Origin of the sequence: Schaalia sp. Marseille-Q2122, assembly GCF_903645355.1 — a bacterium.
Taxonomy (GTDB): domain Bacteria; phylum Actinomycetota; class Actinomycetes; order Actinomycetales; family Actinomycetaceae; genus Pauljensenia.
In genome coordinates this window covers 378,767-401,601 of sequence record NZ_CAHJXR010000004.1, presented here as the reverse complement: position 1 = coordinate 401,601, position 22,835 = coordinate 378,767, and the positions used below count along the sequence as shown (strand labels likewise).

Annotated in this window: 17 protein-coding genes; 13 read left to right on the top strand and 4 right to left on the bottom strand. The window is 59.7% G+C overall.

Annotated features, from left to right (window positions below; translation table 11 throughout):
• The first annotated feature begins 225 nt into the window (after window positions 1–225).
• Window positions 226–642, top strand: a complete 417-nt coding sequence (locus HWX48_RS06080; RefSeq protein ID WP_175955603.1) for a rhodanese-like domain-containing protein — start codon at window positions 226–228, stop codon at window positions 640–642.
• On the opposite strand, the gene HWX48_RS06075 is transcribed toward HWX48_RS06080, so the two are convergent.
• Window positions 629–1,804: an ROK family protein gene (locus HWX48_RS06075; RefSeq protein ID WP_175955601.1), complete on the bottom strand. Its 1,176-nt coding sequence runs from the start codon at window positions 1,802–1,804 to the stop codon at window positions 629–631. The genes HWX48_RS06080 and HWX48_RS06075 overlap by 14 nt on opposite strands.
• Window positions 1,805–2,238: 434 nt before the next feature.
• Here HWX48_RS06075 and HWX48_RS06070 point away from each other — a divergent pair, with 434 nt between their 5' ends.
• From HWX48_RS06070 to coaE, 7 genes are all read left to right on the top strand, one after another.
• Complete coding sequence (locus HWX48_RS06070) at window positions 2,239–3,531, top strand: ABC transporter substrate-binding protein (RefSeq protein WP_217701597.1); 1,293 nt, start codon at window positions 2,239–2,241, stop codon at window positions 3,529–3,531.
• Between the two features lie 23 nt (window positions 3,532–3,554).
• Complete coding sequence (locus tag HWX48_RS06065; RefSeq protein WP_175955599.1) at window positions 3,555–4,469, top strand: carbohydrate ABC transporter permease; 915 nt, start codon at window positions 3,555–3,557, stop codon at window positions 4,467–4,469.
• Window positions 4,459–5,361 (top strand): carbohydrate ABC transporter permease, encoded by a 903-nt coding sequence (locus HWX48_RS06060; protein ID WP_175955597.1) that lies wholly within the window; start codon window positions 4,459–4,461, stop codon window positions 5,359–5,361. The genes HWX48_RS06065 and HWX48_RS06060 overlap by 11 nt, the downstream gene beginning before the upstream one ends.
• Window positions 5,362–5,464: 103 nt before the next feature.
• Window positions 5,465–6,922 (top strand): M81 family metallopeptidase, encoded by a 1,458-nt coding sequence (locus HWX48_RS06055; RefSeq protein ID WP_175955595.1) that lies wholly within the window; start codon window positions 5,465–5,467, stop codon window positions 6,920–6,922.
• Window positions 6,919–7,827, top strand: coding sequence for an ROK family protein (locus HWX48_RS06050; RefSeq protein ID WP_175955593.1), 909 nt, complete (start codon window positions 6,919–6,921; stop codon window positions 7,825–7,827). The genes HWX48_RS06055 and HWX48_RS06050 overlap by 4 nt, the downstream gene beginning before the upstream one ends.
• Window positions 7,824–8,528, top strand: a complete 705-nt coding sequence (locus HWX48_RS06045) for a copper homeostasis protein CutC (protein ID WP_175955591.1) — start codon at window positions 7,824–7,826, stop codon at window positions 8,526–8,528. Before HWX48_RS06050 ends, HWX48_RS06045 begins: the two co-directional genes overlap by 4 nt.
• A gap of 10 nt (window positions 8,529–8,538) precedes the next feature.
• Window positions 8,539–9,213, top strand: coding sequence for a dephospho-CoA kinase (gene coaE / locus HWX48_RS06040; RefSeq protein WP_175955589.1), 675 nt, complete (start codon window positions 8,539–8,541; stop codon window positions 9,211–9,213).
• A gap of 34 nt (window positions 9,214–9,247) precedes the next feature.
• Here the strand turns inward: coaE and HWX48_RS06035 are convergent, their stop codons facing one another.
• A complete protein-coding gene (locus tag HWX48_RS06035; protein ID WP_175955587.1) occupies window positions 9,248–10,954 on the bottom strand; it encodes an alpha-glucosidase in 1,707 nt (568 codons plus the stop codon).
• A 100-nt stretch (window positions 10,955–11,054) separates the two neighbouring features.
• Entirely contained in the window at window positions 11,055–13,148 is a 2,094-nt protein-coding gene (uvrB, locus tag HWX48_RS06030; RefSeq protein WP_175955585.1) for an excinuclease ABC subunit UvrB, read from the bottom strand.
• Window positions 13,149–13,385: 237 nt separating this feature from the next.
• On the opposite strand from uvrB, the gene HWX48_RS06025 reads away from it, so the two are divergent.
• Window positions 13,386–14,138: a phosphatidylcholine/phosphatidylserine synthase gene (locus HWX48_RS06025; protein WP_175955583.1), complete on the top strand. Its 753-nt coding sequence runs from the start codon at window positions 13,386–13,388 to the stop codon at window positions 14,136–14,138.
• Here the strand turns inward: HWX48_RS06025 and HWX48_RS06020 are convergent.
• Window positions 14,086–14,982: a hypothetical protein gene (locus HWX48_RS06020; RefSeq protein ID WP_175955581.1), complete on the bottom strand. Its 897-nt coding sequence runs from the start codon at window positions 14,980–14,982 to the stop codon at window positions 14,086–14,088. The two genes, HWX48_RS06025 and HWX48_RS06020, sit on opposite strands and share 53 nt — an antisense overlap.
• Before the next feature lie 399 nt (window positions 14,983–15,381).
• Here HWX48_RS06020 and HWX48_RS06015 point away from each other — a divergent pair, with 399 nt between their 5' ends.
• From HWX48_RS06015 to uvrA, 4 genes are all read left to right on the top strand, one after another.
• Complete coding sequence (locus HWX48_RS06015) at window positions 15,382–16,392, top strand: TerC family protein (protein ID WP_175955580.1); 1,011 nt, start codon at window positions 15,382–15,384, stop codon at window positions 16,390–16,392.
• A 103-nt stretch (window positions 16,393–16,495) separates the two neighbouring features.
• Window positions 16,496–18,922 (top strand): cation-translocating P-type ATPase, encoded by a 2,427-nt coding sequence (locus HWX48_RS06010; RefSeq protein WP_175955579.1) that lies wholly within the window; start codon window positions 16,496–16,498, stop codon window positions 18,920–18,922.
• Between the two features lie 102 nt (window positions 18,923–19,024).
• Window positions 19,025–19,894 (top strand): alpha/beta fold hydrolase, encoded by an 870-nt coding sequence (locus HWX48_RS06005; RefSeq protein ID WP_175955578.1) that lies wholly within the window; start codon window positions 19,025–19,027, stop codon window positions 19,892–19,894.
• Window positions 19,887–22,748: an excinuclease ABC subunit UvrA gene (gene uvrA, locus HWX48_RS06000; protein ID WP_175955577.1), complete on the top strand. Its 2,862-nt coding sequence runs from the start codon at window positions 19,887–19,889 to the stop codon at window positions 22,746–22,748. The genes HWX48_RS06005 and uvrA overlap by 8 nt, the downstream gene beginning before the upstream one ends.
• Window positions 22,749–22,835: the final 87 nt, after the last annotated feature.

Here is a 22,835-nt window from a genome sequence, read left to right as displayed (position 1 = left end):
TTCACTAGCTGAAAGGGTGTGGCCCCAAGCGAAAGCTTGGGGCCACACCCTTTTTCTGCGATCTTTGAAGCCCGCACGCATCGATAGGACGAAGGCAATACAGGCTGTGGGTGACGTCACCGCCTAGGGACTGTGATGTCTAGAGTCTTGCTGCGTTCACCAGAGCGGACGCGGATAGAATGATGAAGAAGTATTTTCCTATTGGAATATGTAGAGAGAGTTCTCATGATGAATCTTCGCCGTCCCGGCCTTCTCACCCTGTGCTGCACCCTCGCCATTGGCGCAAGCGCCTGCTCCAGCACCCCTGCGGCGAACACTGCAGAAGAGGCCGCAACGACGACCACCCAGTCAGCCGTGCAGGATACCCCCGCAAGCGACCTCACCATTATTGATGTGCGCACACCCGAGGAGTACGCCGAGGGCCACCTTGAAGGCGCGATCAATATCGATATCTATGCAGAGGATTTTGAGCGGCAGATCAAGGCACTTGACCCCTCAGGAAACTACGCAGTGTACTGCCGTTCGGGTAACCGTTCGGGTCAGGCAGTGTCCTTCATGGAAGGCGCAGGCTTCACCACCGTTCAGGACCTCGGCTCGCGTGAAGCAGCAGCCGAAGCCCTCGGCGCACCTATCGTGAAGTAGCCATCTCTTCCACATAGCGGCGAATCATGTGCGCAGCTCCTGTAATGCCCGCATCCGCCCCCAAGCTGGCCTGCTCGATAATAAGATCGCGTGTGACCAGCGGATGGCAGCGGTCATAAAGGGAGCTGCGCACTGCTGCAACAAAAGGTTCAATTGTCGAGATCAGGCCACCAAGGAACACAGCATCGGGGTTGAAGAAGCTCACCACTGAGGCCAGGATCTTCCCAAGATGTCGGCCCGCTTGACGTGCCAGAGTCGTAGCCAGAGGGTCAGACTCCTGCGCGAGCCGGACGAATTCAGCAATGCTCGTCGCGTCACCACCCTGTTCTTGATATTGGCGGAGCAATGCTTGAGCTGAGGCAAGGGTTTCCAGACAGCCCATATTGCCGCAGGCGCAGGGAACAGCCCCATCCGTATTGGCAACACGGGTGTGCGAAATGTCGCCTGAAGCTCCGGTCGCGCCATTGTAGGGGTGGGAGTCAATGACAATGCCTGTGCCGATGCCACGTCCGATCTTGACGGCAATGGAGTGTCGCAGTCGGGGATGTTGGAGGTGCTCACCAATAGCGAGGGCATTGGCGTCGTTAATGACCAGTGCTGGAACCCCCAGTGCCTCAGTCAGTTCGGTGCGCAGCGGGAAACGGCTCCAACGCGGAAGGTTTGCTCCCTGCTCAACCCAGCCCTTTTCTGCATCCACCGGGGCAGGGACAGACAGACACAGACCAGCAAGGCGCAGCGGGATATCCGAGTCCTCAAGATCCTGGCGAATGGAGCTGACGATTTCCTCGACGATTTGAGACGGGCCCTTCTTCGTGTCGATTGCCCGCTCAATAACGAAGAAGAAGCGCCCATTGACGTCAGAGTAGCCATAGCGGGCGTGGGAGGTGCCAAGATCCACCGCCGCATAGCAGGTACGAGAGTCTGGGGCTTTGAGAACGCGGGGCGGTCGACCAGCGCGCGTTGTCGCCTGACCGTGCTCTTCAAGGAGTCCTTCATCTAATAGTTCGGAAACCTTTTGAGATACTGTCGACGGCGCAAGGTTGAGCAGACGAGCCAGGTCAGCCCTACTTGCGGCTTGCTGGGTGCGCACGGCTTCAAGAATGCGCAGGGTGGTTGAGTCATTTACTTCGGGCAACGAGGATGCAGTATTACCGGTGACCATTGGAGTAATCTCCCGCCTAAAAGTTCTTTTAGTGACGTCGAAGGAAATCCTCGCCGTCACCTAAATGTTACAAAAGATTCTGTCGAGATGGCAGATTTATTGTGTCATTTCGGCAACTCTTGATGTATGCTCGATGCAACAGCAAAGTTCGACTGTTTGATCGAACTAAGTTGTAAAGTCCGAATAAATGGTGTGAAGACATGCGCTCAAGCACTCAGCGATGAGGCTATCGCACGAGACGACACGTTCTTTCTACCAGACGCTCGAACTTCACTTCACCCGAACGACCGAACCCAGGGAAACCTCGTCTGAGGCAATGACTGCCTCGAGGTTGCTCTGCTCCCCATGACACCGTCACCGGGGCTTCCTGAGTGACACATGCTTTCTGTATTTGCTTCGATGACGAGCAACCTTACGAGAGAGGAACAACAAAAATGACACACCGCGCTCCTAAGACGGCGATGGCGCTTGTCGCAGTCGGTGCAATGATGACTCTGGCCGCTTGCGGCGGAGGCTCCGATGCCACCTCCAGTGGCAGCAGTGGTGCCAGCACCTCCACTGACAAGATCGCCGTTACCTGGGACATGTGGGCTGGTGGCGAAGAGAGCCAGAAGTGGGTCGAAGAAACAGCCGAAATCGCCCGTAAGCAAAACCCTGACATTGAAATCTCCACGCAAACCGCATCCTGGGGTGACTACTTCACCAAGCTCACCGCAAACGCTTCCTCAGGCAACCTCGCCTGCGTGACCTCAATGAACGGTCAGCGCCTCAACACCTTCTACCAAGCACTGTCACCCCTAAGTGACGAAGACCTTGCCATTGCCGGTATCGACAAGTCCGCCTTCACCGAAGGCGCCCTCGACATCCTCTCCTACGACGGCAAGCTTTACGGTCTTCCCTACGACGTGGCCGCCATGATGGTCTACTACAACAAGGACCACCTCGCCGAAACCAACACCCCTGAGCCCAGCAAGGACTGGACCTTCGACGACTTCGTCGCAACAGCTAAGGGCGCCACCAACGACAAGCACAAGGGCTTCGCCGTTGGCATGGGTGAATTCCAGTGGATGGCTCTTCCCATTGCAAAGTCAGGTGTTCAGCCCGTCAACGACAAGAACGAACTTGACCTAACCAACCCCGCATTCGTCGAAGCCTCCGAATGGTACGCAAACCTCGTCAAGGAAGGCGTAGCCGACCCCGTTCCCTCCGCCTCCGAAGCGGGCTGGGGTGAGGACCAGTACAACGCTGGCAATGTCACCATGGCCGTTGACGGAACCTGGAACGCCAAGGGCTACTTCACCAACGAAGCCGGATTCAAGGCAGGTGCCACCCGCCTGCCCAAGGGAGAGAACGGATCCCTCGGCCTCATCCTCGGATCCGGATTCAGCATCGCGGCCAACTGTGAAGGCCCCGAACGCGAAGCAGCTCTCAAGGTCCTCGGCTCCCTGGTCTCCAAGGACGCACAAGACTACCTCGCATCCTCAGGGCGCTCCTACCCGGCACTCAAGGAGTCCCAGCCCCTCTACTTCGAAGCTCTTGACGAGTCCGTCCGCAGCGACGTCAAGGACGCTTTTGACGCCGCCTTCAGCGGAGTCGTCGGCCAGCACTCGACCGGCGTGTGGACCCAAGTGAATGAGTACTTCACGCCCAACCTCGTCTCCGTCTACACCGGCCAGATGACCATGACCCAAATGCTCGAACAGGCCCAAAGCCAGTTCGGCAAGTGAGTCGCTGACGAAAAGACATCCTCATGACCACTTCACCCGCTGCACGTCCACGGCGTAGCAAGCTGGCGAAGATCGAGTCCCGCCAGGCGCTGGGTTTTGCCAGCCCAGCCCTGGTGGGCCTCGCCCTCTTCACAGTTGTGCCCGTGGTGCTCTCCATCGTGATGAGTATGTACAACTGGCCTGCGTTCGGCGAGCGCACCTTTGTTGGCCTCGACAACTACAAGTGGCTTCTCACAGAAAGCCCGGACTTCACCCCTGCAATCCGTAACTCCGTCGTCTTCGCACTGCTCTACGTGCCCGCGAACATCGTCGTCTCCCTCACCCTGGCGCTCATCGTTGGCCCCCGTATTCGTGGCCGTAACGCCTTCCGCGTCCTTTTCTTCATTCCCGTGGTCACCCCAATGGTCGCCAACGTCCTCGTGTGGCGCATGCTCCTCCAACCCCAGGGCCTCTTCAACGGCATCGCAATCTCGTGGTTTGGTATCGAACTGCCCTCCTTCCTCGCCCACCCCCAGTGGGCCATGATCATGATCGTTGTCATGAGTGTGTGGCAAGGCGTTGGCTACAACATGCTGATCTTCTCAGCGGCCCTTGAACAGCTCCCCGAATCCGTTATGGAAGCAGCTCGAATTGACGGAGCAAAGGGCGCAACCATGCTCTTCAAAGTGATCTTGCCGATGATGTCCCCGGCGATCTTCTTTGCCGCCGTCATGACGGTCATTACCTCTTTGCAGGTTTTCGTCCAGCCGCAGATGCTCACCGGCGGTGGTCCTGGCAATTCCACGCTGCCCATGGTGATGTTCATCTACAACACGGGCTTCAAGTTCCAACAGCTTGGCATGGCCGCCGCCGCAGCGTGGATCCTCTTCGCGCTGATTATTCTCGTCACCGCATTCCAGTTCCAGGTCCAAAAGAGGTGGGTGCACTATGAAGTCTGAAAAGACCCTCTCACGCAGCTCAGCGGAACGTCGCCGGCTCTCAAACGCGGGCCTGCTGGGCGGAGAACCCACCGTTGCCAAGGACATCCTCGCCAATGTGACAGTATGGATAGCGGCCTTCTTCTTCGCCTCACCGCTGATCTACGCCTTCTTCTCCTCCCTCAAGCACAAGGATGAGATCTACGCGGTCCCACCCCGCCTCTTTGGCGCACAACTGCGCTGGTCGAACTACGTTGAGGTCTTCACCTACGGCCCCTTCGTCCGATACATCCTGAACTCCTTCATCGTGGCGATCCTGGGCACCTTGGTGGTTCTCATTGTGTCGACGACCGCTGGCTACGCTTTCTCTCGTCTTCGCTGGCGCGGACGCGATACGGCTTTCATCCTCTTCCTTGCGACCATCATGGTTCCCGCAGAAGTGCTCGTCATCCCCATGTTCATCCTCATGCAGAAATTCGGCTGGGTGAACACCTACCAGGCACTCATCTTCCCCTTCGCCTTCGGAGCCTTCGGTACCTTCCTCATGCGCCAATTCATGCGAGGTATCCCCTTCGAGCTGGAAGAAGCAGCGCGTGTCGATGGCGCAGGGCCCTTCCGCACCTTCTTCACGATCATCTTGCCGTTGACGAAGTCAGCGATTGCGGTGCTCGCGGTGTTCACCTTCATGAGCTTCTGGAACTCCTACCTGTGGCCCCTGATCGTCACCGTCGACTACAACACCCTGGGCACACTCCCCATCGGTCTGGCGTCCTTCTCCACCCAGGAAGGCACCCGCATGGATCTGCAGATCGCCGCGTCAATGGTGTCCATGATCCCCACAACAATCCTCGTCATCGCACTTCAAAAGCACCTCATCAAAGGTATTGCCATGTCGGGCATGGGCGGACGCTAAAGCTCCTACACGTCCCCACATCCGCGCCACCGGGTGAACACCGGGTAGCCCCTGCTGCCTGTGAGCATCACCGACTTTGATGTGCCACCAGAAAGAACACACTATGACTGCGCCCCGCATTGCCATTTGCGGCATTCACATTGAGAGTTCCACTTTCACTCCCTACACCTCAAGCGACAAAGACTTCACCGTCACGCGAGGTGAGCACCTGCTAGCCCGCTATGAATGGATGGACAGTCCATGGGCCACGGCCGTTGACTGGATTCCTCTCTTTCACGCACGCGCCCTTCCAGGAGGTGTCGTCGAACGGACTTGCTACGACGCGTGGAAGCAAGAAATCCTTGACGGGCTCGCAGACTGCGCTCCCTTGGATGGGATCTTCTTCGACATTCATGGAGCCATGAGTGTTGAAGGACTTGATGATGCCGAGGGTGATCTCATCACCGCGATGCGTCAGGTCGTTGGCAACGGCCCCATGGTGTCTGCCTCGATGGACCTTCACGGCAATGTGTCTCACGCACTCTTTGACGGCTGCGATCTCATGACCTGTTACCGTATGGCGCCCCACGAAGACGCGTGGGAGTCACGCGAGCGCGCGGCACGAAACCTCGTCGATCGCCTCCTCGCCGGTCAGGGCAAGCCTGCTAAAGCACTCGTCCACGTTCCCATCCTCCTTCCCGGTGAGAAAACCTCGACGCGCATCGAACCAGCGAAGAGCCTCTACGCCATGATTCCGCCCATCGAAGCGATGGAGGGTATTACGGACGCAGCAATCTGGATTGGTTTCGCTTGGGCCGACCAGCCACGGTGCAAAGGTGCGGTCGTTGTGTACGGCGACGATCCTGAGGCGGTGAGCACCCAGGCACAGGTGCTCGGTCAGGCCTTTTGGGACTACGCTCAGGACTTCGTCTTTGTTGCACCCGTTGCGACGATGGAAGAGTGCCTTGAGCACGCCCTCAGCGCGCCACGTCCCTTCTTCATTTCCGATTCTGGGGATAATCCCGGGGCAGGTGGCGCTGACGATGTCACCGTGGCGCTGCACGCCCTCCTGAACTGGCCTCCCGTTCAGGACGCGTCCCTGAAGGTCATTCACGCGTCCATCGTTGATCCCGCAGCCGCTGCTGCCTGTTGGGAGGCTGGCGTCGGCGCTGAGGTGACCGTCGAACTTGGCGGTCACATCGACACGCGCGTCCCCGGCCCTCAACTCATCTGCGGCACAGTCGACGCCCTCGTCGACGATCCCGCCGGCGGGCATACGGCTTGCCTCCGTGTCGGAGGGCTCCAAGTCATCGTCACCACGCGCCGCAACCAGTACACCGAGCATGAACAATTTGCGCGGCTTGGGTTGGACGTTCGTCAGGCTGACGTTGTCGTGGTGAAAATCGGCTACCTGGAACCTGACCTCTACGAGGCGCAGGCCCACTGGCTCATGGCCCTCACTCCCGGTGGTGTCGATCAGGACCTCATTCGTTTGGGACATCAGCATATTGATCGGCCGATGTTCCCCTTCGACCCTGATATGACGCTCGACGAACTACCGGTAAGGATTGTGGTCCCATGACTGCTCTCTACGCTGGAATTGACGTTGGTGGTACCTCTGTCAAATGGATGATCGTCGATGAAGCGGGCGCAGCCGTTGATCAAGGGGACTTCACCTCTGGCGGTGAGATTTCCGCCCGTGTGGTGGAGCTCGCTCGCTCCCTCGTCACCGAGCACCCCGATATCGCCGGTGTAGGCGTCATCTGCCCTGGCATCGTGGACGAGGGCAACGGTAAGGTCCTCTACGCTGCAAACCTCAGCCTCGATGGTGTTCCTCTCGCTGCGCTTGTTGAACAGGCATGTTCACGCCCAACGCTTCTTGGTCATGACGGGCGCGCAGCCGGACTTGCTGAAGCCGTGCTTGGGGCAGGACGCGGAGTGGACTCCTTTGCCATGATGCCGATTGGCACGGGTATCTCGGTCGCGTTACTACTGAACGGAGAGCTTCTGCCCGGCAGTACATTCTGCGCTGGAGAGGTCGGGCATGCCCCCATTTTTCCTGATGGGGAGGAGTGCCTGTGCGGTCAGAAGGGGTGCCTGGAGGTCTATGCGTCGGCAAAAGGTATCGCTCGACGTTACGCAAGGCTCAGCGGCGAGGATATTGGGGCGCGCGCAGTCGAAGCCCGGCTTGGGACTGACCCCATTGCTCGCGAGGTGTGGGACACTGCGGTGACGGCCCTCGCTATTAGCTTCACTCACTTGATACTTGCGGTTGATCCCGAGCGCATTATTGTGGGCGGCGGGCTCTGCCACGCTGGTGAGATTCTTCTCGATCCTGTGCGCAAGCGTTTAGCTGAGTTCCTGCGTTGGCGTCAGGCTCCCGCCATCGTCGCCGCTGAGCTCGGTGGCGCTGCAGGCAGGTGGGGGGCGGCTATTCTCGGATGCCAGGCAGCGGGTCAGACCCACTTTGAAAGGTGGACGGTGTGACACTCGTTGAGATCTGCGTGGAAGATCCTGCGGAGATTGCTCTGGCGCGTGCAGGCGGCGCTCAGCGCGTTGAGTTCTGCCGCGAGGTGAGCTGTGGCGGCCTGACTCCCAGTGACGAGGCCGTCGCCGCCGCCCTCGAAGTCGCACCCGCTGGCGGCCTGCAGATCCTGGTACGCACTCGTCCGGGAGATTTCATCCACTCTGCCGAGGAAATCGCCGCAATCTGTGCCGATGTGGAACGCCTCCATCGCTTGACTGAAAACGCGAGCGTGCCTGTGGGCTTCGTGGTGGGCGTCCTCAGGAAGGACCTGACGATTCACGAGGACGCTGCGGCCCGCATGCGGGAGGCAGCGGGGGAGAGGCCCCTGACCTTCCATCGGGCTTTCGATCAGGTGCCAGATATTTCCTCTAGCCTCGAGACGCTGATCCGCCTGGGTTATGACCGCGTGTTGACGACCGGCGGTCATCCCAGTGTTGCGCAGTATGACGTGCTTTCACGCATGGTCAGCCAAGTCGGTGAGGAGCTCATCATCTTGGGTTCGGGTGGATTGCGCGCCCACAATGTTGCCCGGGCAATCACCGCTGCGGGTCTAAGCGAGGTGCATATGCGTGCGCCAGGGCACGAGGGGAGGGGGACCGACCAGCAGCTCGTTGCTGAGATTATGAGCCAGGTCCGACAGGCCACCGCGCTTCGCGGCTAGACTATCGCCTATGCTGCTTTCGCGTCCCTTGCAGGTCGGTGGTGCCCGCGCCCAGGTGATCCGCCCGTGGACCGCACCTTCTGATCGTCCTCTTCTGGTGGCGATATCTGGAGGTATCGGCTCGGGGAAGACCACTTTCGCTCGGATCTTGGCGCCTTTTGCGGGCGCCTACGCTGACGCCGATGAGCTCGCCCGAGAGGTCGTCATGCCCGGCAGTGAGGGCCTCCACGCCTTGGTGCAGCATTTCGGATCTGACATTCTGAACGAGGACGGCACCCTCAACCGGGCACACTTGGCCGGGCTGATCTTTCACGACCCTGCTCAGCGTGCAGCAGTTGAGCAGATCACCCATCCTCTCATTGAGCAGCGGGCGCGCGCACTCCTGAGTGAAGCCGCGCCAGGCACCCTCGCCCTCTACGATGTCCCTCTGATCCGCAACTTGCAGGATGCTGAGCCCTTCGATGTCGTCATCATGGTGGCAGCGCCAGTTGATGAGCGAGTGGATCGCCTCGTCGCCAGAGGACTCGCGCGCGAGGACGCGCAGCGACGTATCGACGCGCAAATCAGTGACAAAGTGCGCCGTGAACTTGCGTCCATGTGGGTAGAGAACACGGGCACTCAAGAGGATCTTGAGACTCTCGCGAGGGCAGTCGCAATGACGTGGCTCCTGCCAGCCCGCAAGTAATTCCTCGGTCGAGGCGGGGCGCCTCAGGGGGAGCCTAGCGCCAAATCCACACCGTCTCCCAGGGGCGTAAAACCCCGGTAGAGCGATGCTCAGCGGCATCGGGATAGTTTGCGAGCAGAACCTCGCCCTCGGGAAGGGCCAGCTCGTAGGGCTCGTCGGACATATTCGCCACAGCGTCGAGGATCTCACCATGCCACTCGCGACGTACCCACCACAGGTGCTCGTCCTCGGCTTGCAGCAGCTCGAAAGAGCCTTCGGTAAGGATCTCGTAGGAATCACGCAGACCGATCATCGTCTGATAGAAGCACCACGTGGAGTTCGGGTCGGATGCCTGATCACTGACATTGACCTGCGAATAATCGGGATTTACCGGCAGCCACGGGGTAGCGGAGGAGCCAAAACCGCCATGGGGCAAGTCTGCCCACTGCACGGGAGTACGCGCATTGTCTCGACTCATGGCCACAATGCCTGGCCACACCTGCGTGGGATCTTGCCCGCCCAGTTCAACACACTCGCGCCAGTAGTTAATGGTTTCCACGTCGTTGAATTGGTCGATGGACTCCCAGGGGAAGTTCGCCATGCCGATTTCCTCGCCCTGGTAGACGAAGGGCGTGCCCTTGTGAGCGTGAAGCATCGCGCCCCACGCTGTCGCAGACTGGTGACGATACTCGCGATCATTGCCGAAACGTGACACCGGGCGCGGCTGGTCGTGGTTGGACAGGTAGAGGGCATTCCAGCCCCGGCCTTCCAGCTCCCGGCACCAGCGGGCAAGATTTTCCTTCATATCCGGCAAGTGGAGCGGCTTGGGGTGGAACTTGTCGCCGTCTGCACTATCCAGGCCCATGTGTTCGAATTGGAAGACCATGTCGAGCTCACGTCGGGTGGGATCGGTGGTGAGGGATGCTTGGTCGGGGGTTGCGCCGGGAGTTTCGCCTACCGTAAGGAAGGTTCGGTCAGGGTAGGCGTCAAAAACCTCACGGCGCATTTCCTGCATGTACTCGTGGAAGCGTGGCCCAAACATGGCGCGATCCAGGCCGCCAGGGCCGTCCTCGTAGAGGTTTTCCGGCTTCGAGATGAGGTTGATGACGTCCATGCGGAAGCCGTCAACACCGCGGTCAAGCCAGCGACGCATCATCGCGTAGATCTCCTGACGGAGTTCGGGATTCTCCCAGTTCAGATCCGGTTGTTCGGGGGAGAAGAGGTGCATGTAGTAGCTCTGGGACGGCTCATGCCAGGTCCACGTGGGGCCGGAGAAGGCGCTGCGCCACTGATTTGGCTCATCTCCGCGCCACTCGCCTGGGCCTGCGCCCTCGTTGGGTGTGCATTCACTGCGGCGAGAGCGCCAGATGTACCAGTCGCGCTTGGGAGAGTCTGGATCGCAGGATTCCTTGAACCAGGGGTGATCACTAGAGGTGTGGTTGACGACAAGGTCCATAATCAGCCGGATCCCCAGGGAATGCAGAATGTCGATGACATCATCGAGATCGTCGAGGGAACCGAAGGTGGGGTCAATCGCATCGTAGTTAGCGATGTCGTAGCCGTTGTCGCGCATGGGGGAGACGTAGACGGGGGAGAGCCACACGGCGCCAATGCCGAGGGCGGCCAGACGCGACGCATGTGCCCACAGGCCTTTGAGATCACCGACGCCGTCGTCATTGAAGTCGAAGAATGAGCGCGGGTAGACCTGGTAGACAACGGAGTTCTTCCACCATGGATCGCTCACGTACACGTCTTTCTTCATGAGTTCCTTGCTTCCTTGCCTCACGGTGGCTTCGATAACGGCACTGGTCAGCGCAGCAATACGGACCCGCTCTGAACAGCACAGATCATCCTACGCTTCCTCAGTTCATCTGGCGCATTTGACGCAATTCCTTCTTGAGGTCTTGCAACTCATCGCGCAAACGTGCAGCCAACTCGAATTTGAGCTCTTCGGCGGCGCCGCGCATCTGAGCGTGTACCTCTTCAATGAGGGCAACCAGCTCGGCCTCCGCGCCAGGCACCGGGCGACGTTCGTGGGCGGCAGCGGCCTGAGCGGCCTTGCGCGACGAGGGCGAGGCGCCCCCCTCCTTCCGGTAGCCGCCCTCCAACAGGGTGGCAGTGTCGACGGCCTCGCGGGCGAGCATATCGGTCACGTCCGCAATCTTCTTACGCAAAGGCTGCGGGTCAATACCGTGCTCCTCATTGTGCGCAATTTGCAGTGCACGACGACGCTCGGTTTCATCAATAGCTGCCCGCATCGAATCGGTAATGTTATCGGCGTACATATGCACTTCACCGGAGACATTACGGGCCGCACGACCAATGGTCTGAATGAGGGAACGCGTCGAACGCAGGAAACCTTCCTTATCAGCATCAAGGATCGCCACCAAAGAAACCTCAGGCAGGTCCAAGCCCTCGCGGAGTAGGTTAATGCCCACCAGCACATCAAACTTGCCTGAACGCAACTCACGCAAAAGCTCCACGCGACGCAAAGTATCCACATCGGAGTGGAGGTACTCGACCCGCACACCTCGCTCAGAAAGGTAGGTGGTCAGGTCCTCGGCCATGCGCTTGGTCAAGGTGGTCACAAGGACGCGCTCATCCTTCTCGACGCGCTGGCGAACCTGCTCTAGGAGATCATCAATCTGCCCCTCGGTGGGCTTAACAACGACAAGAGGGTCGACCAGACCCGTGGGGCGAATAATCTGCTCAACCACGCCGTCAGAACGCTCCATCTCATAATCGCCAGGCGTAGCCGACAGGTACACGGTCTGCCCGATGCGCTCAACGAACTCAGCCCACTTGAGGGGACGGTTGTCCATCGCTGACGGCAAGCGGAAACCATGATCGACCAACGTGCGCTTCCTCGACATGTCCCCCTCGAACATGGCACCAATCTGCGGCACCGTCACATGGGACTCATCAATAATGAGGACAAAGTCGTCGGGGAAGTAGTCCAGGAGAGTATGTGGGGGAGTGCCCGCATCACGACCATCAATATGACGAGAATAGTTCTCAATACCCGCACACGACCCAATCTCCTTCATCATCTCCAGGTCATAGGTCGTGCGCATACGCAAACGCTGAGCCTCCAGCAACTTGCCTTGGTTTTCAAACCAGGCAACGCGCTCTTCCATCTCCGCCTCAATGCCTTCAATGGCACGCCGCATACGTTCCTCGCCAGCAACGTAGTGGGACGCCGGGAAGAGATAGACGTGGTCAACCTCTTGAATCAACGCACCGGTCAACGGGTGGAGGACAGCAAGTGCCTCCACCTCGTCACCAAACATCTCGATGCGGATGGCGAGCTCTTCATACACAGGAATGATCTCGATAGTGTCGCCGCGGACACGGAAGGTACCCCGCTGGAAATCCATATCGTTACGCACGTACTGCATGCCGACGAAAGTACGCAACAGCTGGTCGCGGTCCACGATCATGCCGCGCTCCAACTCGGCCATGCGTGCCACATACTCCTCTGGCGTACCGAGGCCGTAGATGCACGACACGGATGCCACAACCACCGTATCGCGGCGGGTGAGGAGGCTATTGGTCGCAGAGTGCCGCAGCCGCTCAACCTCTTCGTTGATCGACGAATCCTTCTCAATATAGGTATCCGTCTGAGGTACATAGGCTTCTGGCTGGTAGTAGTCGTAGTATGAGACGAAATACTCCACCGCATTCTTGGGAAGAAGCTCGCGGAACTCTGCAGCCAACTGTGCAGCCAGGGTCTTATTCGGCTCAATCACCAAAGCCGGCCGCTGAACCTTCTCAATCAGCCACGCGGTCGTGGCGGACTTACCCGTACCCGTCGCGCCCAAAAGAACAATGTCCTGCTCACCATTGTTCAAGCGCTCAGCCAGCTCTTCAATAGCGCGAGGCTGGTCACCCGAAGGCGAGTATTCCGAGATCACCTCGAAAGGATGGTCCTGGCGCAAAACAGGTCGTTGAGTCATAAACCCCACCGTAGCGCGCCGCACGCCTGCGCGCCCACAACGACGCGGCGCCGCCCTCGTCGAGTCTCCCACAGCGCCCGAGTTCCTTTTCCTCCCCCACACCACCTACGATGTATACAAAAGCGGTACTACTTGGGGCACGAAAGACGAATACACCGCCACACACCAAATGCACGGTAACCTAGAGGGGCTGTCACGACGACGGCCACCCGCACAACTTTACGGAGTAGACAGGCAATGACCGACGATAGTCGCCTTCCCCGCCACCGCGTGGCCCTCGCATGGGCCACCCACATCTTCACCCTCACCGGCGCCCTCTGGGCGTGCCTGGCAACGGTGGCACTCTTCGAAAACAACATCAAACTCATGTGGCTGTGGCTGGGCATCGCCCTCATCGTCGACGGCGTAGACGGAACCTTCGCCCGCTGGGCAAAGGTCAAAACCTACGCCCCCGGATTCGACGGCACCGCACTCGACCTCATCGTTGACTACCTGACGTGGACCTTCATCCCCGCCGCCTTCATCTACCTCCACATCGACTTCGGCCACCCCGCCATCGGCCTTGCCGCCATGGTCCTCATCACCGTGTCCTCGTTGTTCTGCTACTGCAACGTCGCACTCAAGACCTCCGACCACTACTTCATGGGCTTCCCCGCCGCATGGAATGTCGTCGCCGTCATCATGTGGATCTTCGAACTGGCACCCGTCACGAATATCATCGTGACCATTACTCTTGCGGTGCTGACGGTTGCCCCGCTCACCTTCGTCCACCCCTTCCGAGTCGAAAGACTGCGGCCCGTCAATATCCTCGCGGCTTTCGCCTGGGTCTTCGCCACCGCCGGCCTCGTCGCCCTCTACCCGGTCTCACCACTATGGCTCGTCATCGTGTGGTGGATTTCCGGCGCATGGATCATGGCAATCAGCGCCTGGCGTACCGTCAAGCAGCTTCACAAGCAGCGTAAGTGCGCTGGAGCTTGCGCTCCTGCCTGAACCGCCATACTTCAACGCCCACACTGGCCACGATCATCCCCACAATCACAATCGTGATGTAAGGCGGATAATCGTCACCGTGGAGCCAGAAGTACACATAGGGCGCAATAAAGGTGACCACCGTTGTCACCATGCCCGCCAAGCGCACCCACGGAACAGCCGCAGTAAACATCGCTAACAGCCCCCAGGTGTAGGGGATTGCCGTGCCGATATCAATAATCCACAACCACAGCAAAGACCCGTGGAACTGCGGAACAAACATGACCGGCAAAGCGCGCAACGACGAATAGATAAAGATCGTCAGGTACACCCATGATTTAGGCTCACGCGCCAGACGCATAAGCGCACTCGTATGCGTCAAAGATACCTTTGCCTTCGTCAAGGAGCGCACAATATCGCGCGGAAGATAGGCCGTGTCAATTCCGGTAAAGACACCCAACTTTTCAGGGTGTTCAACAATGACACTGCGCGTGATCGACGCAGTATGCAGACCAATCACCGTCGCGCCGCTGCGATGCTCACCCAGGACCCGTACCAGGGCAGGCAGTGCGGCCTCAATCGCGTCACGCTCATCAGCAGAGTTCACGACGCACACCCACAGGATGCAGCGATCCTCAATGGAGTCGCGAAGATGAGCAAGCAGTCGATCAGGATCAGTCAAGACACCAACCGAAACCTCACGGACTTCTCGGCGTCCCAACTCGGCAAGCTGATGAACGCGAGCCGTTCGTAAGACAGCCTCATAGTCAATAGATGCCTCACGAAGAGCCGGAAGCTCCAAAGGAGCAAACGGGGAGCCGAAGAAGGCGTCGAGAAGACGTGACAGTCGTTCACGGCGGGACACACTCTTTCGGCTCATAGGTGAGATAGTAGTAGCTTCCGGTCCTGAAAAAGGGAAGGGCACACCCTGATTCTTCCCTCATCACCCCTGAGATTCTCCCCTCAACAGCGCAGTAGACCCACTGCGACGGCCCACACCAGCGCACTTACGCAGGGGCCCCACGCTAACAGCGTGAGTAATACCGCAGCCCCAGAGCACCCAAAAGTGGCCGCCCACGCAGCCCGTTGTGCCCGCTCCCGCTAAAATTGACGGCCGAGGGGAGTAATCCCATCAAGCGTTGTTTCGTCATCACGGCAGTGTTTTCTGCTCGGAACAACCGCCCTGCTGCCGCCAGACCACGGAGCGCGCCGGGGTGGGAAGAGACCTCATGATCATGTCCTGTACACGAAAGAGGTCTCCCTGGTGGATGTCCATCTGCTCGGCTGGGTCGGTTTATCCATTGTCATCCTGGCCCTCATCACCGTCGACATCGTCGGCCACGTTAGAACCCCCCACGCCCCCAGCCTGAAGGAAGCGGCATGGTGGTCCCTGGGCTATGTCGTCCTCGGCCTCGGATTCGGCATCATCATCTGGTACGTCTACGGCGCCGTCTACGCTGGCCAATACTACGCTGGCTTCCTCACGGAGAAGGCACTGTCCCTCGACAACCTCTTCGTCTTCATCATCATCATGGCCTCCTTCCGGATTCCCCGTGAATTCCAACAAAAGGCCCTACTCTCGGGCATTATTATCGCCCTCGTCCTGCGCCTGATCTTTATCCTCGTTGGCGCTGCCATCATTGAACAGTTCTCCTGGGTGTTCTTCATCTTCGGCGCATGGCTGCTGTGGACAGCATGGTCTCAAGCACGCGAAGGCATCACCATTGACGACGAACCCACCGAGTATCACGAGAACGCCTTCGTGCGCATGATGCGTCGTCGTTTCCCCATCACTGAAGGCTTCGACGGTCAGAAGTTCTTCCACCGCGAGAACGGCAAGCTCTTCCTCACCCCTCTTTTCCTCGTCGTCCTTGCCCTCGGCTCAGCAGACCTCATGTTCGCCTTCGACTCTATCCCGGCGATCTTCGGCCTCACGCAGGAGCCCTACCTGGTCTTCGCCGCTAACGCCTTCGCCCTCCTGGGACTGCGCCAGCTCTACTTCCTTGTCGATGGCCTGCTCGAGCGCCTCGTTTACCTGCACTACGGCCTAGCCGCAATCCTGGGCTTCATCGGCGTCAAGCTCATCTTGCACGCAATGCACACCAACACACTGCCCTTCCTCTACGGCGGAGAACCAATGCTGTGGGCACCTGAGATCGGCATCGTCCCCTCCCTGGTGTTCATCGGCGCGACCATCACTATCACCGTCGTCGCCTCGATCATCAAGAGCCGTTCACTGCAAAAGCACGACGTTCCGCTCTCTCGCGGTCACTGAGTAGCTGTGCGGTCGGGTGATCCCCGACCGCACACTCTCACTCCCCAAAGATTCCTTCCACGGTTGAACGCATACTCTCGGACACCCCAACTCAAGGCGAGGCATGGCTGACTATTCCACCTACGGGCTGAGCACCGACGACGTGCAGACCCGCGTCAAAAACGGCCAGACCAACGCCGTTGAGGAGCAAACCTCCCGCTCACTGTCCTCCATTGCCCGCGCCAATATTTTCACGCTCTTTAATGCGATTCTGGTTGGCGCAATGGCAACGGTCCTCCTCGTAGGAACCTGGAAGGACGCTGTTTTTGGCGGTGTCATGATCGTTAATGCGATCATCGGCATCGTCTCCGAATGGAAAGCAAAGCGCACCCTCGATGCCCTCGCCATCGTTGACGCCGCCCGAGCAACCGTGTGGCGCGACGGCAAAGCCACCGAGATCCCCTTCGACGATGTTGTCCTCGACGACGCAGTGGAACTCACTCTCGGTGACCGTATTGGCGTAGACGGAACCGTCATGGAGGCCACGGGCCTTGAAGTCGACGAATCGATGCTGACGGGTGAATCCCATCCCGTCCGCAAGAACGCTGGCGACCCTGTGCTTGCCGGCACCTCGGTCGTCGCCGGCTCGGGCCTCATCGTCGCCACGGCAGTAGGGGAGGACCTCTACGCGCAGGGCATCACCCGCCAGGTCAAGGCCTTTACTCGGACAACGTCGGAAATTCAAAAAGGTATCGACGCGGTGCTGCGCGTCATCTCCTTCCTTATCCTGCCCGTCGTTGCCCTGCTGGCCTGGACGCAGTGGACGGTTTCTGGTGCTGACGGGGGAGTGCTCGACTGGCGTCATGGCCTCGTCCTCGCCGTCGCCGGCGTTGTCGGCATGATCCCCCAGGGTCTTGTCCTGCTCACCTCGATGAACTTCGCTGTGGGTTCGGCCAAACTTGCCCGACAAGATGTCCTCGTCCAAGAGCTGCCCGCAGTGGAGGTCCTCGCCCGCGTCGACGCCCTTTGCCTCGATAAGACAGGCACCTTGACCACCGGAGGTATCCGCCTTCATGGTCTGCACAGCCTTGAAGGCGTTGCCCCCGCAGTCGCTAACGAGGCGGGCAATATCCTCTCCCTGCTCAACACCGAGGCTTCCAATGCCACCGCTGCAGCGGTGATGGACGCCATCGACGACGGCACACTCAGCGTCACCCAACGCCACACCCCTGAATGGGCCATCGCCTTCTCCTCGGCGCGCAAGTGGGCCGCCCTCGGCGTCGCCGGAACGTCCTGGTATTTCGGCGCTCCTGAGATCCTCTTTGACGCTATTGCCCTGACCGAAGGCGCATCCAGCGTTGACGCCTTGCGTGCCAGTGTCGCTGAGCACGCAGGACGAGGCCGGCGCGTCCTCCTCCTCGCTCACAGCGCCAGTGTGCCCGCCACCACCGAGGATGGTGGTCGTGAGGAAACCCTTCCCGCCGACCTCCAACCCGTGAGCCTCTTGACCTTCGAAGAGGACCTGCGCCCCGACGCAGCCCAAACCCTTGAGTACTTTAGAGCGCAAGGCGTGCGTGTCCGCGTCATCTCCGGCGACAACCCGTCCACTGTGGCCGCCCTCGCCCAGATGGTTGGCCTGACTTCCCCCGGAGGGGAGGAAGTGCGCGTCTGTGACGCACGCACCCTACCTGAGGATCTCGACAGCGCGGCCTTCGCCACAGCGATCCGCAACCATGATGTCTTCGGCCGCGTTACGCCCGAACAGAAACGTGCCATGGTGCGGGCCCTCCAAGCTGACGACCACTGTGTGGCGATGACAGGCGACGGTGTCAATGACGCCCTCGCGTTGAAGGACGCTGACCTTGGCATCGCGATGGGTAATGGCGCTCCGGCGACGAAGGCCGTGTCACAGATCGTCCTTGTCGGTGGGGAATTCTCCGTGCTTCCTGGCGTGGTTGCAGAAGGCCGTCGCATCATCGCCAATATGGAACGAGTCTCCTCACTGTTTCTTACGAAGACCATGTACTCCCTGGCCCTGGCACTGACGACGTCGCTGCTCCTGTGGCCCTACCCCTTCCTGCCCCGGCACTTCACCTACATTGGTGTCCTCACCATCGGCCTACCCGCCTTTGCTATCGCTCTGGGGCCCAATAAGAGGCGCTACGTACCTGGCTTCCTCAAGCGGACCCTGAGTCTGGCGATTCCCTCCGGCATCATCCTGGCTGGTATCGCCTTGCTCGGCTACTGGTACGTCGGCATCGGCACGGTAGAGGGCCAAAGCGTTGCGACTCTATCGCTCATGGCGGGGGCACTGTGGCTGCTGAGCATCACCGCCCGCCCCCTCGTGGGGTGGAGAGTCGGACTCTTGCTCGCGATGGGTGGTGCGGCGGTTCTGGGCTTCCTCATCCCCGTGACGAGGCATTTCTTCGCCTTGGAGTGGCCGACGGGTGAGCAGTGGAGCGTTATCGGCGTGATGGGTCTGGTGGCGTGCATGCTCATTGAGGTGGTCTACCGGGTGCAGCAGCACTTCACCGCAGCGCCGCGCACCTGAGGAAGCTCACGCCACCTGCGTGGATTCACGCCGATTGTGCGCATCTCAGACATACAATAAGCCTTTAAGCTTGAGGCTTATCGTTCAAAGGAGGCGATCGTTATGACTGAATGGACTGTGAAACTCACTGTTGATGGCACCGCAGATGCGCCCGTGCTCGTCCTGGGACATTCTCTGGGCTCCTCACACACGATGTGGGATTGGTGCCTGCCCCTCCTCACTCCACATTTCCGCGTGGTACGTTTCGATCTGCCTGGGCATGGGGGTTCCGCTCCCGCCCCCATTGATGAGCCTTTGACGATGGATGCTCTGCTGCACGCACTGGAAGTGTCGCTCAATAAGCTCGGCGTCGGGCAATTCCATATTGCAGGCCTGTCGATTGGCGGTTTGATCGCCCTCGCCGCTGCTGAGCGGATGCCTGAACGCCTCTTGTCCTCAACGATCATGGCTTCCGGCCCGGTCAATGGGACACCCGAGATGTGGGCCGAACGCGCCGACCTTGTCCGCACGCAGGGCACTGAAGCGATCGTTGACGTGACGATGGAACGCTGGTTCTCGGCCTCCTTCGCCGGTTTTGGCGAGGCTCCCGCCGCAGTGGCGGAATGGGGGAGAGGCGCCTCCGCTGTCTCCAGGATCCGCCGAGCCTTTATTGAGTGCGACAACGAGGGTTACGCGCAGTGTTGCGAGATCCTCGCAACGACCGACCTTCGCCCGGGCCTCGCCGAAGTGACCGTGCCGACAATGATTGTCAATGGCTCCGAGGATGCTGGGTTCGATAATGCTGCCGCCTGTGCGCTGCGTCAGGCTTTGTCAGCCTCGCCCTCCCGCGGTGTCGTGCATGTTGAGGGGGCCAAGCATATGTGCGCTGTTGAGCAGCCAGAGCTTGTCGCACAGGCCCTCGTGGAATGGAACACATGTACGACTGGCGACGGATTTTCTACGGAAAGCGCATTAAACTCAGGGTGTGCATGACCAACTGATCGTCCGCGGCGCCCGCGAACACAACCTCAAGGATGTTGACCTCGACCTGCCCCGCGATTCACTCATTGTCTTTACGGGGCTGTCGGGTTCGGGAAAATCCTCGCTCGCTTTCGACACCATTTTTGCTGAAGGGCAGCGGCGCTACGTCGAGTCCTTGTCCTCCTACGCCCGGCAATTCCTCGGCCAAATGGACAAGCCCGACGTGGACTTCATCGAGGGACTCTCTCCCGCCGTGTCCATCGATCAGAAGTCGACCTCACGGAACCCGCGATCAACCGTTGGCACCATTACGGAGATCCACGACTACCTGCGTCTACTCTTCGCTCGCGCTGGCGTGGCACACTGCCCCAAGTGTGACGCGCAGATTCAGGCCCAAACCCCACAGCAGATCGTCGATCGCGTCCGCTCCCTGCCTGAGGGGACACGCTTCCAGGTACTCGCGCCCGTCGTGCGTGGCAGGAAGGGCGAGTACCAGGATCTTCTCGATGAGCTGCGTGCCTCTGGCTACGTGCGTGCCATTATCGACGGTGAACAGTTGCGCCTCGACACCGACGATCTGCCGGTGTTGGAAAAGAAGCTGCGTCACGACATTTCCGTCATTGTCGACCGTTTAGTGGTGCGTGACGGTATGCGCCAGCGTCTGACAGACTCGGTGGAGACCGCACTGCGCTTATCCGATGGACTGGTCATTATCGACTATGTCGATTTGCCCCAGGACGATCCGGGCCGTCAGCGCCGCTACTCGGAAAAACGCGCGTGCCCCAATGACCACCCGCTGGCCCTGGAAGAGATTGAGCCTCGCACTTTCTCTTTCAATGCCCCCTATGGCGCCTGCCCGGAATGTACGGGCTTGGGCATGAAACTTGAGGTCGATCCTGAACTTGTCGTCCCTGATGAGGGGCTGTGCCTTCGAGAAGGGGCGGTGAGCCCCTGGAGCGTCAACAACAAGTACCAGTTGAAGATCCTCGCTACCCTCGCTGAGGAGCTTGGTTTCAGCCTTGACGTTCCCTGGCGTGAGCTCCCTGCTGACATTCAAGAGATTATCCTCTTCGGTCACGACTACGAGGTGAAGGTGTCCTACCGCAACCGCTGGGGGCGCGAGCGTCGCTTCACTACCGGTTTCGAGGGCGCGGTCAACTATGTTGAGCGTAAGCGAGCTGAAACCGAGTCCCAATGGTCGATGGACAAGCTCGATAGCTACATGCGTGAAGTTCCCTGCCCCTCCTGTCGCGGTGCGCGCCTTCGTCCCGAGGTGTTGGCCGTGCGTGTTGGCGGTCTGAGTATCGCGGCGCTGTCAGATCTGTCGATCGCTGAAGCCCGTGACTTCCTCAATGGTTTGGAGCTCGAGGAACGCGCTGGCGCGATTGCCGCGCCCGTGCTGGCAGAGATCCGGGCTCGTTTGAACTTCCTCGTTGATGTCGGCCTGACCTACCTCACTCTCTCCCGCGGTGCTGGCACGCTTTCGGGTGGGGAGGCTCAGCGTATTCGCCTGGCAACGCAGATTGGCTCGGGCCTTGTCGGCGTGCTCTACGTCTTGGATGAACCCTCCATCGGCCTTCACCAGCGCGATAATCGACGCCTCATTGAAACCCTGGAACGCCTACGCGACCTGGGCAATACCCTCATCGTCGTCGAACATGATGAGGAAACGATGGAAGCCGCCGATTGGATTGTCGACATTGGCCCTGGGGCTGGCGAACACGGTGGTCAGATCGTCCACTCAGGCACCCTGTCGGCCCTGCTCGAATCAAAGACGTCTATGACAGGTGACTACCTTGCGGGTAGGCGCATGATCCACATGCCCGCCAAGCGTCGTCCCGTTGACCATTCGCGCACGCTGACTGTCGAGGGCGCCCGCGAACACAACCTCAATAACGTCTCGGTGTCCTTCCCCCTGTCCTGTTTCACCGCAGTCACCGGCGTGTCAGGGTCGGGCAAGTCCACGCTCGTCAATTCCATCCTTTACCGTTCGCTGGCCTCACGCCTCAATGGTGCACGCCTTGTGCCTGGTCGGCACCGCACGGTGACGGGCATGGAGGAACTCGATAAAGTCGTTCACGTTGACCAGTCTCCGATTGGTCGAACGCCACGTTCCAATCCCGCGACCTACACCGGCGTGTGGGATCACATCCGTAAGCTCTTTGCTGAGACCCCAGAAGCGAAGGTCCGTGGGTATGGACCCGGACGTTTCTCGTTCAATGTCAAGGGTGGCCGCTGCGAGTCCTGTAAGGGCGATGGCACGTTGCGGATTGAGATGAACTTCCTTCCCGATGTGTACGTCCCTTGCGAGGTCTGCCACGGCGCTCGCTACAATCGTGAAACCCTGGAGGTGCTCTACAAGGGCAAGTCCGTTGCTGACATCCTCAATATGCCGATCAGTGAGGCTGCTGAGTTCTTCGCGCCCATTGCCCGCATCGCCCGCCACCTCAACACCCTTGTTGAGGTTGGCCTAGGGTACGTGCGTCTCGGGCAGTCTGCGACGACGCTCTCGGGCGGTGAGGCTCAGCGCGTGAAACTTGCCTCCGAGTTGCAGCGCCGGTCCAATGGCCGCAGCGTCTATGTGCTGGATGAGCCGACTACCGGCCTGCATTCGGAGGATATCCGCAAGCTCCTTCTCGTCTTGCAATCCCTGGTCGACAAGGGCAATACGGTCATCGTCATTGAGCACAACCTTGACGTCATTAAGTGTGCTGACTGGATTATTGATATGGGCCCCGAGGGCGGTTCCGGTGGCGGTCTCGTCGTCGCCGAGGGCACGCCGGAGGACGTCGCTCGTATTCCTGGATCCTTCACCGGCCAGTATCTGGCTAAGACCTTTGATAGGGACGCGGCACGCACTGCCTAAGCTGAGGTGGTCTATCTCCCGCTGAGCACAACCTGGGCCCTGGAAGCTGACGCTTCCAGGGCCCAGCCTGTTGGTGAGCTCATCACC